The sequence below is a fragment of the Actinosynnema sp. NPDC050801 genome (genome assembly GCF_040673975.1).
Lineage (GTDB): Bacteria > Actinomycetota > Actinomycetes > Mycobacteriales > Pseudonocardiaceae > Actinosynnema.
Map to the genome: position 1 here is coordinate 1 of NZ_JBFAQZ010000046.1, position 13,445 is coordinate 13,445.

Annotated in this window: 10 protein-coding genes; 5 read left to right on the forward strand and 5 right to left on the reverse strand. The window is 73.1% G+C overall.

What is annotated here, in order from left to right:
- Positions 1 to 262 precede the first annotated feature (262 nt).
- A complete protein-coding gene (locus AB0K14_RS40480) occupies positions 263 to 4,807 on the forward strand; it encodes an ATP-dependent helicase (protein ID WP_360466196.1) in 4,545 nt (1,514 codons plus the stop codon).
- A 69-nt stretch (positions 4,808 to 4,876) separates the two neighbouring features.
- Here AB0K14_RS40480 and AB0K14_RS40485 read toward each other — a convergent pair whose 3' ends face one another.
- Positions 4,877 to 5,872, reverse strand: coding sequence for a 1-aminocyclopropane-1-carboxylate deaminase (locus tag AB0K14_RS40485; protein WP_360466198.1), 996 nt, complete (start codon positions 5,870 to 5,872; stop codon positions 4,877 to 4,879).
- Between the two features lies 1 nt (position 5,873).
- Complete coding sequence (locus AB0K14_RS40490) at positions 5,874 to 6,512, reverse strand: GntR family transcriptional regulator (protein ID WP_360466201.1); 639 nt, start codon at positions 6,510 to 6,512, stop codon at positions 5,874 to 5,876.
- A gap of 291 nt (positions 6,513 to 6,803) precedes the next feature.
- On the opposite strand from AB0K14_RS40490, the gene rox reads away from it, so the two are divergent.
- Positions 6,804 to 8,252: a rifampin monooxygenase gene (gene rox, locus AB0K14_RS40495; protein WP_360466204.1), complete on the forward strand. Its 1,449-nt coding sequence runs from the start codon at positions 6,804 to 6,806 to the stop codon at positions 8,250 to 8,252.
- 4 nt (positions 8,253 to 8,256) lie between these two features.
- Here the strand turns inward: rox and AB0K14_RS40500 are convergent, their stop codons facing one another.
- Positions 8,257 to 8,967, reverse strand: a complete 711-nt coding sequence (locus AB0K14_RS40500; RefSeq protein ID WP_360466207.1) for a VOC family protein — start codon at positions 8,965 to 8,967, stop codon at positions 8,257 to 8,259.
- A gap of 163 nt (positions 8,968 to 9,130) precedes the next feature.
- Here AB0K14_RS40500 and AB0K14_RS40505 point away from each other — a divergent pair, with 163 nt between their 5' ends.
- Positions 9,131 to 10,711, forward strand: a complete 1,581-nt coding sequence (locus AB0K14_RS40505) for an alkaline phosphatase D family protein (protein ID WP_360466210.1) — start codon at positions 9,131 to 9,133, stop codon at positions 10,709 to 10,711.
- A 76-nt stretch (positions 10,712 to 10,787) separates the two neighbouring features.
- On the opposite strand, the gene AB0K14_RS40510 is transcribed toward AB0K14_RS40505, so the two are convergent.
- Positions 10,788 to 11,552 (reverse strand): maleylpyruvate isomerase family mycothiol-dependent enzyme, encoded by a 765-nt coding sequence (locus AB0K14_RS40510; RefSeq protein WP_360466213.1) that lies wholly within the window; start codon positions 11,550 to 11,552, stop codon positions 10,788 to 10,790.
- The gene (locus AB0K14_RS40515; protein WP_360466215.1) at positions 11,549 to 11,962 is read right to left on the reverse strand and encodes an SAV_6107 family HEPN domain-containing protein; all 414 of its coding nucleotides are present in this window, start codon (positions 11,960 to 11,962) and stop codon (positions 11,549 to 11,551) included. The genes AB0K14_RS40510 and AB0K14_RS40515 overlap by 4 nt, the downstream gene beginning before the upstream one ends.
- 182 nt (positions 11,963 to 12,144) lie before the next feature.
- Here AB0K14_RS40515 and AB0K14_RS40520 point away from each other — a divergent pair, with 182 nt between their 5' ends.
- Positions 12,145 to 12,645 (forward strand): YbaK/EbsC family protein, encoded by a 501-nt coding sequence (locus AB0K14_RS40520; RefSeq protein ID WP_360466218.1) that lies wholly within the window; start codon positions 12,145 to 12,147, stop codon positions 12,643 to 12,645.
- On the forward strand, positions 12,642 to 13,202 hold the full coding sequence (locus tag AB0K14_RS40525; RefSeq protein WP_360466221.1) for a GNAT family N-acetyltransferase: 561 nt from the start codon (positions 12,642 to 12,644) through the stop codon (positions 13,200 to 13,202). Before AB0K14_RS40520 ends, AB0K14_RS40525 begins: the two co-directional genes overlap by 4 nt.
- Positions 13,203 to 13,445 lie beyond the last annotated feature (243 nt).

Here is a 13,445-nt window from a genome sequence, read left to right on the forward strand (position 1 = left end):
GGGCTGTGGCGCACGAAGTCGATCGAGCAGTCGATCGCGGACACCGACGAGCCGGACACCAAGCTGCGCAAGGACCTCACCCGCCCTTCGATCGGCGGGAAATGAGTCACGAACGACCGACTTCCAGGCGACCTCGCCCGCCGTCTGCGGAGCAGCGGCAATTCCACACAGGCGCGAACGGTCGACTTCCAGGCGACCGAGCCTGCCGTCTGCGGAGCAGCGGCAATCCAACACTGTCGGTGGAGTGGTTCAAGATGGGGGGATGGACGTTCTGGCCGCCTTCTCCCCCGCGACCCGGCAGTGGTTCGCCGGGGCCTTCGACGCGCCCACGGGGGCGCAGGTCGGGGCGTGGGAGGCCGCGGCCGCGGGTGAGCACGCGCTGGTCATCGCGCCCACCGGGTCCGGCAAGACGTTGGCGGCGTTCCTCTGGGCGTTGGACCGGCTGGCGGCCACGCCGAAGCCCGCCGAGCCGAAGCGGCGGTGCCGGGTCCTGTACGTCTCGCCGTTGAAGGCGCTCGCGGTGGACGTGGAGCGGAACCTCAGGGGGCCGCTGGCCGGTATCCGGCAGGCGTCGCACCGGCTGTCGTTGCCCGAACCGGACATCACCGTCGGCATGCGGACCGGTGACACGCCCGCGGATGTCCGGCGGGCCTTCGCGCGGACGCCGCCGGACGTGCTGGTGACCACCCCGGAGTCGCTGTTCTTGGTGCTCACGTCGGCCGCGCGCGATTCGTTGCGCGGGGTGGAGACGGTGATCGTCGACGAAGTGCACGCGGTGGCCGGGACGAAGCGGGGGGCGCACCTGGCGCTGTCCCTGGAGCGGCTGGACGCGTTGCTGGAACGGCCCGCCCAGCGGATCGGGCTGTCGGCGACGGTCCGGCCGGTCGAGGAGGTGGGCTCGTTCCTCGCGGGCGGGCGGCCGGTGCGGGTGGTGCAGCCGAAGACGGCCAAGACGATCGAGGTGCGGGTCGAGGTCCCGGTCGAGGACATGTCGGTGCTGGGCGAGCCGACCGGCGAGGTGTCGGGCTCGGCGGCGGGTGCGGAGCAGCGGGCGTCGATCTGGCCCGCGGTGGAGCAGCGGATCCTGGAGCTGGTCCGGCAGCACCGGTCGACCATCGTGTTCGCCAACTCGCGGCGGCTGGCCGAGCGGCTCACGGCGCGGCTCAACGAGCTGTCCGAGGAGGCCGCCGAACTGGAGCGGTACCCCTCCGAGCTGTCCGGCCAGTCCGGCGTCACGACCCAGAGCTCGGCCGCCGTCGCCCGCGCGCACCACGGCTCCATGTCGCGCGAGCAGCGCGTGGTGGTCGAGGAGGAGCTGAAGTCCGGCCGGCTGCCGTGCGTGGTGGCGACGTCGTCGCTGGAGCTGGGCATCGACATGGGCGCGGTCGACCTGGTGGTGCAGGTGGAGGCGCCACCGACGGTCGCCTCAGGGTTGCAGCGCGTCGGTCGGGCCGGGCACCAGGTCGGCGCGGTGTCGCGCGGGGTGGTGTTCCCCAAGTTCCGGGGCGACCTGGTGTCGTGCGCGGTGGTGGCGGAGCGGATGCGGGACGGCGCGATCGAGGCCGTGCGGTACCCCCGCAACCCGCTGGACGTGCTGGCGCAGCACATCGTGGCGATGGTGGCGATGGACACGTGGACGGTCGAGTCGCTGTCCGGGCTGGTTCGGCGGGCCGCGCCGTTCGCCGCGCTGCCGGAGTCCGCGTTGCAGGCGGTGCTCGACATGCTGTCCGGCCGGTACCCGAGCGAGGAGTTCGGCGAGCTGCGGCCCCGGATCACGTGGGACCGGATCACCGGCGAGCTGCGCGGCAGGCCGGGTTCGCAGCGGTTGGCGGTGACGTCGGGCGGCACGATCCCGGACCGCGGGCTGTTCGCGGTGATGACGCCGCCGTCGGAGCGCGGTCCCGGGTCGCGGGTCGGCGAACTGGACGAGGAGATGGTCTACGAGTCGCGGGTCGGCGACACGTTCCTGCTCGGCACGTCGTCGTGGCGGGTCGAGGACATCACCCACGACCGGGTGATCGTGGTGCCCGCGCCGGGGCAGCCCGCGCGGATGCCGTTCTGGAAGGGCGACGCGCCCGGCCGGCCGCTGGAGCTGGGGCGGGCGTTGGGGAAGTTCCTGCGTGAAGTGTCCACCATGGATGACAGCGGTGCGGCGGAGCGGACCGCGGCGGCCGGGTTGGACGCCTGGGCGACGTCGAACCTGCTGGCGTACCTGGGCGAGCAGCGCGAGGCGACCAGGCACGTGCCCAACGACCGGGTCGTGCTGGTGGAGCGCTTCCGCGACGAGCTCGGCGACTGGCGGCTGGTGGTGCACTCGCCGTTCGGGGCGCAGGTCAACGCGCCGTGGGCGTTGGCGATCGCGGCCAGGCTGCGGGAGCGGCGCGGCATCGAGGTGCAGGCGGCGCACTCGGACGACGGCATCGTGATCCGGCTGCCCGACGCGGTCGACCTGGACGGCGCGCAGGTCGTGGCGGGCGCGGACGACGTGCTGCTCGACCCGGAGGAGGTCGAGCAGGTCGTGGTGGCCGAGGTCGGCGGGTCGGCGTTGTTCGCGGCCCGGTTCCGCGAGTGCGCGGCGCGGTCGCTGCTGCTCCCCCGGCGTGACCCGCGCAAGCGCTCCCCGTTGTGGCAGCAGCGGCAGCGGGCGGCGCAGTTGCTGTCGGTGGCGGCGAAGTACGAGAGCTTCCCGGTCGTGCTGGAGGCGATGCGCGAGGTCTTGCAGGACGTGTACGACGTGCCCGGCCTGCGTGAGCTGATGGCCGACATCCGGGCGCGGAAGGTGCGCGTGGTGGAGGTCGAGACGCCGTCGCCGTCGCCGTTCGCCCGCAGCCTGCTGTTCGGGTACGTCGGGATGTTCCTGTACGAGGCGGACGCGCCGCTGGCCGAGCGGCGGGCGGCGGCGTTGTCGCTGGACTCGGCGCTGCTGGCGGAGCTGCTGGGTTCCGAGGCGATCCGGGAGCTGCTCGACCCGGAGGTGGTCGAGGAGGTCGAGCGCAACCTGCAACGCCTCGCGCCGGACCGGCACGCGCGGGACGCGGAGGGTGCGGCGGACCTGCTGCGGTTCCTCGGCGACCTGTCCGAGGCGGAGGCGCTGGCCCGCGGCGTGCGGCCGGAGTGGTTGGCGGACCTGGTGGCGCAGCGGCGGGCGATCCGGGTGCGCATCGCGGGCCAGGACCGGGTGATCGGGATCGAGGACGCGGGCCGGGTGCGCGACGCGCTGGGCGTGGCGTTGCCGGTGGGCGTGCCGGAGGTGTTCACCGAGCCGGTGGCCGACCCGCTGGGCGACCTGCTGTCGCGGTACGCGCGCACGCACGGCCCGTTCCCGGCGCTGGAGGCGGCGGAGCGGTTCGGGTTGGGCGTGGCCGTGGTGACCGGGGTGCTGGAGCGGATGGCGGCCACCGGGCGGTTGGTGCGCGGTGAGCTCAGGCCCGGTGGCACCCACACCGAGTACTGCGACGCCGACGTGCTGCGGCGGTTGCGGCGGGCGTCGCTGGCCCGGCTGCGGGCCGAGGTGGAGCCGGTGGAACCCGCCGCGCTGGGCCGGTTCCTGCCGGGCTGGCACGGGGTGGGGCGGCGGCTGCGGTCCGCGCCGACGGTGGACGACGTGTACTCGGTGGTCGAGCAGCTGGCGGGCGCGCCGCTGCCCGCGAGCGCGGTGGAGTCGCTGGTGCTGCCCGCGCGGCTGCCCGGCTACAGCCCGGCGCTGCTGGACGAGCTGACCGCGTCCGGCGAGGTGACGTGGACCGGCTGCGGCTCGCTGGCGGGCGGTGACGGCTGGATCGCGTTGGCGCCCGCGGACGTGGCCGACCTGCTGCTGCCGGACCTGGTGCCGGAGGCGATGCCGGACTCGTCGCTGCACACCGCCGTGGTGGAGGCGTTGGGCGGGGGCGCGTTGTTCTTCCGCCAGCTGGTCGACCGGGTGTCGTTGCAGGGCCCGACCACGGACGGCGAGGTCGTCGGCGCGTTGTGGGACCTGGTGTGGGCGGGCGTGGTCACCAACGACACGCTGGCGCCGCTGCGGGCGCTGGTCGCGGGCGGCGGCACGGCGCACAAGCCGCGGCGGGCCGCGCCGCGCGGCAGGTACGCGCGGATGCGGACGGGCCGGCCGGACATGCCCAGCCGCACCGGGCCGCCGACGGTGGCGGGCCGGTGGTCGTTGGCCGTGGTGCCCGCGGTGGACGCGACCCGGCGTGCGCACGCGCGGGCCGAGGCGTTCCTGGAGCGGCACGGCGTGCTCACCCGCGGCGCGTTGGACACCGAGCGGGTGACCGGCGGGTTCAGCGGCGTGTACCGGGTGCTGCGCGCGATGGAGGAGTCCGGCCAGGTCGTGCGCGGGTACGTGGTCGAAGGGCTCGGCGCGGCGCAGTTCGCGGCACGGGGCGCGGTGGACCGGTTGCGCGCGTCGTCCCGCCCGCCCGGCCAGGAGCACGCGGGCACGTCGGAGGCCGTGGTGCTCGCGGCGGCCGACCCGGCGCAGCCCTACGGCGCGGCGCTGACCTGGCCGGAGCCGTCGGGCGAGGGCAAGCACCGGCCGGGCCGCAAGTCCGGTGCGCTGGTGGTGCTGGTGGACGGGCTGGCCACGCTCTACGTCGAGCGGGGTGGCCGGTCGCTGCTGTCGTTCACCGAGGACGAGGTGCCGTTGCGGGCGGCGGCGCAGGCGCTGAGCCGGGCGGTGCGGGACGGTTGGCTGGGGCAGTTGGCGGTGCAGCGCGCGGACGGCGAGGTCGCGCTGGGCTCCCGGCTGGCGGGCGTCCTCCAGGAAGCGGGCTTCCGCGCCACGCCCAAGGGGTTGCGGCTGCGGGCGTGACCCGGCGCCCGGTCAGCGGAACCGGGAGCTGTAGGCGGGAACCGGGACCGGTCAGCGGAACAGGAGGGGTCAGCGGAACAGGGAGCTGTAGGCGTTGAGCGCGGGCTGGCCGCCCAGGTGGGCGTACAGGACCGTGGAGTCGCGCGGGATCTCGCCGGTGGAGACCAGTTCGACCAGGCCCGCCAACGACTTGCCCTCGTACACCGGGTCGGTGATCATGCCCTCCAGGCGGGCGCCGAGCTTCATCGCGTCCACTGTGGCCTCGCCGGGCACGCCGTAGATGCCCTCGTGGAACCGGTCGTCGAGGATGACGTCCTCGTCGGCCACCTCGACGCCGAGCAGGCCGGCCGTGTTCTTGGCGATGCGGGCGATCTGACCGCGGGTGTCGCACGGCTCGGCGGAGGCGTCGATGCCGATGACCGTCCGACCGCTGCCCGCGAACCCGGCGACCATGCCCGCCTGCGTGCTGCCGGTCACCGAGCACACGACCACCGTGTCGAACCGCACGCCCAGCTCGGCCTCCTGCCGTTCGACCTCGGCCGCCCACCCGGCGAACCCGAGCCCGCCCAGCGGGTGGTCCGACGCGCCCGCCGGGATCGGGTACGGCTTGCCGCCCGCCGCGCGCACGTCCTCGATCGCCTGCTCCCACGCGGGTTTCACGCCGATGCCGAAGTCCGCCTCCACCAACCGCACGTCGGCGCCCATCAACCGGCTGAGCAGGATGTTGCCCACCCGGTCGTACACCGCGTCCGGCCAGTCGACCCAGCTCTCCTGCACCAGCACGCACTTCAGCCCGGCCCGCGCCGCCGCGGCGGCCACCTGCCTGGTGTGGTTGGACTGCACGCCACCGATCGACACCAACGTGTCGCAGCCGGTCGCCAACGCGTCCGCGACCAGGTACTCCAGCTTGCGGGTCTTGTTGCCGCCGTAGGCCAACCCGGAGTTGCAGTCCTCCCGCTTGGCCCACACCTGCGCGCCGCCGAGGTGCGCGGTCAACCGCTCCAGCTTGTGCACCGGGGACGGGCCGAAGGTCAGCGGGAAGCGAGCGAAATCGCCCAGCGCCATGTCAGTTCTCCTCAAACAGGTCGGCCAACGTCGCCCAGTTCCGCTCGACCAGCCGGGCCGCGAGGTCGGCGTCGGCCGCGGCGAAGGCGGTGGTGATCTCGTCGTGCATCGCCACCGAGTGGCGACCGGTCGGCGCGGCGAACCGCAGCCGTTCCAGGCGGCGCACCAGCGGCGTGTAGCGCTCGATGGTGGCCATCAGGGCGAAGTTGTCGCTGCGCCGCACGGCCACCGCGTGGAACTCGTCGTCCGCGGCGAGCGCGGCGGGCACGTCGCCGGTGGCCAGGGCGTGGGCGAACGCCGTGTTGGCGACGCGCATGGCGTCCAGGTCGGCCTCGACCACGCGCGGGACGGCCAGCCGGGCGGCGAGCGCGTGCATGGTCTGGACGACGATGTGCGCGTCGCGCACCGCCGAGGTGTCCAGCGGCGTCACGCGCGTGTAGCTGTGCGGCTTGCTCTCGACCAGGCCCTCGTCGGTCAGCCGGGCCAACGCCTCCCGCACCGGCGTCCGCGACAGCCCCAGCCGCTCGGCCAGCTCCACGTCCTTGATCGGCACGCCGGGCGCCAGGTCGCCGCCCAGGATCGCCTCGCGGATCGCGATCAGCGCCTGGTCGCGGAACAACCCCCGGCTAATATATTGCATATGGGAGCACGGTAGAGGTTCTTCCGGGTGATCGCCAGAGCACGGGGACGTGGCGTGACCGTCCTGCGACACAGCCGATCACGACGAACGATGTCGGCATGAGGGAACCGGACCACCGCCGGCGAACAGGCGCGACGGGAAGACCCACTTCCCGCCACTTTCAACTTATAGCGCACAGGGGGTCTTGCGGCAAGACCCGGGTAGTGCCGCAAAATCTGCGGCCGTGGTCGAACCCTGAGGAAATCAGGGATTCACCACGCAGGCGAAATGCGCCGTTCGACGGGGGTTTGCATGATTGACGTGATCGTTGTCGGCTGCGGTCCGACGGGCCTGATGCTGGCCGCCGAGTTGAGGCTGCACGACGTGCACGTCGTGGTGCTGGACAAGGAGGCGGAACCGACGAAGTACGTGCGCGCGCTGGGCCTGCACTCGCGCAGCATCGAGGTGATGGACCAGCGCGGCCTGCTGGAGCGGTTCCTCGCCCACGGCCGGCAGTTCGCGGTCGGCGGTTTCTTCGCCGGGATCGGCGGCCCGTGGCCCGCGAGCTTGGACACCGCGCACTCGTACATCCTCGGCATCCCGCAGACCACCACCGACCGCCTGCTGGCCGAACGCGCCGCCGAACTCGGCGCCGAGGTCCGGCGCGGTCGCGAACTGGTCGGGCTGAGCCAGGACGACGACGGGGTCACCGCCGAACTGGCCGACGGCACGCGGCTGCGCTCGCGCTACCTCGTCGGGTGCGACGGCGGCCGCAGCACGGTGCGCAAGCTGCTCGGCGTCGACTTCCCCGGCGAGCCGAGCCGGGTCGAGACGCTGCTGGGCGAGATGGAGCTGACCGCGTCGCCGGAGACGCTGGCCGAGGTGATGGCCGAGGTGCGCAAGACCCAGTTGAGGTTCGGGGCCATGCCGCTAGGGGACGGCGTGCACCGCGTGATCGTGCCCGCCGAAGGGGTCGCCGAGGACCGCGCGGTCCCACCGACACTGGACGAGTTCAGGGCCGCGCTGCTGGCGACCGCGGGCACGGACCTCGGCGTGCACTCGCCCCGCTGGCTGTCCCGCTTCGGCGACGCCACCCGGCTGGCCGAGCGCTACCGGGTCGGGCGGGTGCTGCTGGCGGGCGACGCGGCGCACATCCACCCGCCGACCGGCGGGCAGGGGCTGAACCTCGGCATCCAGGACGCGTTCAACCTCGGCTGGAAACTGGCCGCCGCGGTCGACGGCTGGGCGCCGGAGGGGCTGTTGGACAGCTACCACGCCGAACGCCACCCGGTGGCCGCCGACGTGCTGGACAACACCCGCGCGCAGATCGAGCTGATGTCCACCGAGCCGGGTCCGCGGGCGGTGCGCCGGCTGCTGTCGGAGCTGATGGAGATCGAGGAGGTGAACCGCCGCATCATGGAGAAGATCACCGCGATCGGGATCCGCTACGACTTCGGTGAGGGGCACGACCTGCTGGGCAAGCGGCTGCGGGACGTCAGCCTGAAGCACGGGCGCCTCTACGAGCGGATGCACGGCGGCCGCGGGCTGCTGCTCGACCAGACCGGGCGGCTCTCGGTGGCGGGCTGGGCGGACCGGGTCGACCACGTCGTCGAGGTCAGCGAGGAACTGGACGTGCCCGCCGTGCTGCTGAGGCCCGACGGTCACGTGGCGTGGGTCGGCGAGGACCAGCAGGACCTGGTCGACCGGCTGCCGACCTGGTTCGGTGCCGCCACCACCGAGCGCCGATCCGATACCGCCTGAGCGCTCAACGGGGCGTGAGCACGCAGAACTCGTTGCCCTCGGGGTCGGCCAGCACCACCCACGGCACGTCGATCTGCCCCACGTCGGCCCGCACCGCTCCCCACGCCTCCAACCGGGCCACCTCGGTCGGCAGGTCGCCGTCGGGGGGCGGTGCGAGGTCGAGGTGCAGCCGGTTCTTCACCGACTTCGGCTCACCCACCCGCACGAACTCCAGCGACGGCCCGGACTCCTGCCGCAGCGACGCGAAGTCGGCGTGCTCGCGCGCCACCGGCAGCCCGGTCAGACCGGCCCAGAACGCCACCTGCGCCGGCGGGTCGACCGCGTCCACCACGACCGCCGCCACCGGACCGGTGTGGGCGTACTCGTCGCGCTGCTCCAACACGCAGAACTCGTTGCCCTCCGGGTCGGCCAGCACCACCCACGGCACGTCGCCCTGCCCGACGTCGACCGGTTTCGCGCCCGACGCGACCGCCCGCGCCACGATCGCCGCCTGGTCCTCCGGCGACGTGGACGTCAGGTCCAGGTGCACGCGGTTCTTCACCACCTTCGCGTCCGACACGGGCACGAACACCAGCTCCAGCCCGTCGCTGAGCGCCACGTCGACCTCGTCGTCGCTCTCGCCGGTGATCCGCGTGCCCAGCAACGCCGACCAGAACCGGCCCAGCGCGGCGGGATCGGCCGCGTCGACCACCACGTCGTACCACCTCGTCGCCATGGCCCGAAGGTAATGCCTGGGCGGTCGGTCCTGCCCGGTCGGTCCTGCCCGGTCGGTCCTGCCCGGCGGCGAAGCCGGGTACCTGCCTCGCCGCGGGCCGCTTCCCCGCAGGCCGCCGCACGCGGCCGACCCGGCACTCCTGTCCTCGCGCTACCTTTCCCCCATGGCTGACCTGGTTCTCGGTCCGGTGTTGCGGCACGTCGACTCCACTTCGGCCACGGTGTGGGTCGAGACGGACACGGCGTGTGAGGTCACCGTCGCCGGACACCAAGCGGAGACGTTCCAGGTGGGCGAACAGCACTTCGCGCTCGTCGTGGTCGAAGGGCTGACGCCCGGTTCCGCCACCGACTACGACGTGCGACTGGACGGCGACCTGGTGTGGCCGAGGCCGGACTCGCCCTTCCCCTCGCCGAGCATCCGCACCACGCCGGTGCGGCGGCTGCTGTTCGGCTCGTGCCGCGCGGCGAAGTCGTCGGACGGCACGACGGCGGACAAGCTCGGTCCGGACGCGCTGGACGCGTACGCGTTGCGGATGAAGGACGAGCCGCGGGACCGGTGGCCGGAAGCGCTGGTGCTGCTCGGCGACCAGGTCTACGCCGACGAACCGACGCCGCGGATCACCAAGTGGCTGGCCGAGCGGAGACCGGAGCCGGCGGGTGAGGTGGTGTCGTTCCGCGAGTACGCCGAGCTGTACCACGAGTCGTGGGCCGACCCCGAGATCCGCTGGCTGATGTCCGTCGTGCCGACCTCGATGATCTTCGACGACCACGACGTGCGCGACGACTGGAACACCTCGCGGACGTGGCGCGAGCAGATGGCGACCAAGCGCTGGTGGCCCGAGCGCATCCGGGCGGGACTCGCGTCGTACTGGGTCTACCAGCACCTGGGCAACCTCAGCCCGGACGAGCTGGCGCGCGACGAGCTGTACGCCAAGGTGCGGTCCAGCGGCGGTGACGTGCAGCCGTTGCTGGAGGACTTCGCCGAGCAGGCCGACCAGGAGGTCGACGGCGGCAAGTCGACCCGGTGGAGCTACCGGCGCGACTTCGGCCGGGTGCGGCTGCTGGTGATCGACACGCGCAGCGGGCGCATCCTGTCCGGGCCGCAACGGCTCATGGTCGGCGCGCAGGAGTTCGACTGGATCGAGGAGAACGCCCACGGCGACTTCGACCACCTGCTGGTCGGCTCGTCCCTGCCGTGGCTGATGCCGCACGCGTTGAGCCACCTCCAGTCGATGAACGAGCGGATGGCGGGCTTGCCGGGGTGGCGGGGCCGGGTCGGCGAGAAGGTGCGGCAGGTCGCGGACCTGGAGCACTGGCCCGCGTTCCGGGCGTCGTTCGAGCGGCTGGCCCGGTTGCTGGAGCGGATCTCGAAGGCCGACGACGCGCCGGGCACGGTGTGCGTGCTGTCCGGGGACGTGCACCACAGCTACGCGGCGCGGGCGACGTTCCCGTCGTCGGTGGACGCGAAGGTGTACCAACTCGTGTGCTCGCCGGTGCACAACGACCCGCCGTGGGTGTTCCGGCCGGCGTTCCGGCTGTCGTGGTCGAAGCCGATCGCGCGGGTGCTGCGGTGGTGGGCGGATCGGCGGGGCATCTCGCCGGACCCCGTGGCGTGGCACAAGCTCAGCGGGCCGCACTTCGGCAACTCGGTGGGGGTGCTGGAGATCGACGGCCGGGTGGCCCGCTTCCGGCTGGAGACCGCCAAGGCCGACGGCCTGGAAGAGGTCACCTCGCTGACGCTGTGAGTGGCGACGCCACGACGCCGGGACGAGGCGCGTCCGCCGCCGGGTGGGGGTCGGGCACCCGGCGGCGGACGCACGACTACTTGGTGGCGAGCCTCAGCAACGCCCACAGCTGGGCGATCGCGTCGTGGTCACCGGTGGTCGGCGGCAGGTCCCGGTCCGGGATCCGGCCCCACAGCCAGCGGTACACCTGCATCGGCGCGCCGGTCACCTCGCCGTTCGCCGACGCCGCCTCCTCGTCGGTGACCAGCCGGGCCACCGCCGGGTCGGGGCCGGTCGTGGCCAGCCACACCTTGTCGCCCGCGCGGATCGCCACCGTCCCCTCCCGCGTGCCGCGCACGCCGAGGCTGTCCAGCCGGTGCCCCAACCACAGCGTCAGGATCTCGTCCACGCCGTCCTCGGCCACGTCGTCGTCCACCGGGTCGATCGGCAACCCGGCCGCCGCCTGCACGTCCATCCGGTGCACGGTCGACTCGTGCGCCAGCCGCCGTGCCCAGAAGTTGTGGTTGCGCTCGGCCGGCCACCACGTCTCGCACGGGTCGTCCGGCTCGTGCGGCCGCAGCGCCCGCACCAGCGGCCGCACGCCCGCGCGGACGTAGTCCGGCAACTCCTGCCCCGGCTCCGGGTCCTGTTGCCACACCAGGGGTTGGCTGCCTTCCCTCAGCCACGTCGACACCATCCGGTACGTGCTGCCCACGTGCCGCGCCGTCTCCCCGAGGTTGAGCCCGGGGCAGGCGGGCACCTGGCGTTCCGGGCGCTGTCCCTCGGCCGCCGCCGCCAGGCGCTCGGCTTCGGCTTCCACTACGTCGATCAGGCGGTCGTAGGCGACCAGTCCCCTGCTCACAGTCCGTCCTCGTACATGATCTCGTCGACCAACTCGGTGAACTGCGCCGCTTGGCGCACCAGGTCGTCGGCTGCGCGCTGGGTGACCTGCCTGGTGATGCCCGCCAGCACGGCCGCGCGCGTCGCCGAGCACTCGGCGAAGAACGCGGCCCACTCGCGCAACTCCGGCGCGAGGGAGGACAGCAGGACCCACACGCTGGTCGGCTTGGCCCGGCCCCGGTGGGGTCGGCCCCTGGCCGCCAGCACGGCCGCCGCCGCCCGCATCGCGGCCAGGTAGGCCGTGGCGAAGCGGGCGTGGGGCGAGGGATCCCGTTCGGCCTCGGCCAGGCACTCACGGGCCTGGCCGAGCAGGGTCACCGCCGACGCCGGTGGTAGTGGGAGGGGAATGCGGCGGGGGAAGGTCTGAGTCATCTCGCGGCCTCCTCGCGGCGTCGGGACAGCGACGACCGCCGCGGGGAGACGGCGGCACTTGGTGGTGGGGCGCTTCCCCCGCCCCACCACCAAGGCATTGCTCGAACAAACGTTCGAGCCAGACCAGACTATCCTGCCGGCCCGGCACTCCTCAAGCCGACCGCCCGTGGTCTTATGAACAGGTGAGCGCACTCGACCACCCCGGCATCCGCAAGGTGGCCGCCGCACTGTCCGAGGCGGGCCACCACGAGGCGGCGAACGGGATCCGCGTGTTGGCCGACGCCGTCCGAACCGCCGCCGCGGCGGCCGACGCGGTGGGCGTGCCGGTCGGCGCGATCGCCAACAGCCTGGTGTTCGCCGCGGTCCGCGACGGCGTCGCGGCGCCGCTGCTCGTGCTCACCTCCGGCGCGCACCGGGCCGACACCGACAAGCTGGCCGTGCTGGCGGGCGCGGATTCGATCGAGCGGGCCACGCCCGAGTTCGTGCGCGAGCACACCGGCCAGGTCATCGGCGGCGTTTCCCCGGTGGGTCACCCGGCGCCGATCCTCACGTTCGTCGACGTCGCTCTTGAGCAGTACGAGGTGGTGTGGGCCGCCGCCGGGCACCCGCACGCGGTCTACCCGACCACCTACGCGGGGCTGCTCGACCTGACCGGTGGCACGTCCGCCGAGGTCGCCCGGTGACCGCCGCGCCGTCCCAGCGGATCGTGACGTTGTCCGCGCGCGAGTTGAACTCCCGGCTGGACGAGGCGCTGGCGCTCTACGTCAGCGCCATGGAGTACCCGCCCGGCACGGCCGAGCAGCGCGCGCCCATGTGGTTGGCGCACATGCTGCGTGACGGCTGGCGGTGCGTGGTGGCGTTGGGCGAGCAGGACGAGCTGGTCGGCATCGGCTACGGCTACCGCGGCTCGGTCGGTCAGTGGTGGCACGAGCAGGTGCGGCACGGGCTGACCATGGTGTCCGGCCCGAGGGCGGTGGAGGAGTGGATGCGCGACTACTTCGAGCTCACCGAGCTCCACGTCCTGCCCGGCGCGCAGGGACGGGGTGTCGGGGAGCAGTTGCTGCGCAACCTGCTGGGTGGCGTGCCGAGCTCGCGCGTGCTGCTGTCCACTCCGGAGGGTCCGAGCAAAGCGTGGCGGTTGTACCGACGGGTGGGTTTCGTGGACGTGCTGCGGCACTACCAGTTCACCGGCGACCCCCGGCCGTTCGCCGTGCTGGGTCGGGTCCTCCCGATCACCTGACCCGTCGCCCCAGGACCGCCCACGGGACCGCCCACGGGCTGTCGGCCGGCTTTGGAAGATAAAGATCAAAAGCGTCCTCGCCGGACGGGCAGATCAGCAGGATGACGGGGTCGGGCGGTCGACTCCTGTTCCAGCGTGGTCCGGGGTCCGTGTCATCCCGCCGACCTCCACAAGGGCAACCACACGTGTCAAGGGGGCGGCAAGACACCCACAACCCGGCAAACCTGAACACCGCCCCCTTGA

What these genes read in the sequence shown, in the direction of transcription:
- AB0K14_RS40480 (WP_360466196.1), top strand. Translation starts at nt 263, where the DNA reads ATGGACGTTCTGGCCGCCTTCTCCCCCGCGACCCGGCAGTGGTTCGCC.
- AB0K14_RS40485 (WP_360466198.1), bottom strand. Translation starts at nt 5,872, where the DNA reads ATGGCGCTGGGCGATTTCGCTCGCTTCCCGCTGACCTTCGGCCCGTCC.
- AB0K14_RS40490 (WP_360466201.1), bottom strand. Translation starts at nt 6,512, where the DNA reads ATGCAATATATTAGCCGGGGGTTGTTCCGCGACCAGGCGCTGATCGCG.
- rox (WP_360466204.1), top strand. Translation starts at nt 6,804, where the DNA reads ATGATTGACGTGATCGTTGTCGGCTGCGGTCCGACGGGCCTGATGCTG.
- AB0K14_RS40500 (WP_360466207.1), bottom strand. Translation starts at nt 8,967, where the DNA reads ATGGCGACGAGGTGGTACGACGTGGTGGTCGACGCGGCCGATCCCGCC.
- AB0K14_RS40505 (WP_360466210.1), top strand. Translation starts at nt 9,131, where the DNA reads ATGGCTGACCTGGTTCTCGGTCCGGTGTTGCGGCACGTCGACTCCACT.
- AB0K14_RS40515 (WP_360466215.1), bottom strand. Translation starts at nt 11,962, where the DNA reads ATGACTCAGACCTTCCCCCGCCGCATTCCCCTCCCACTACCACCGGCG.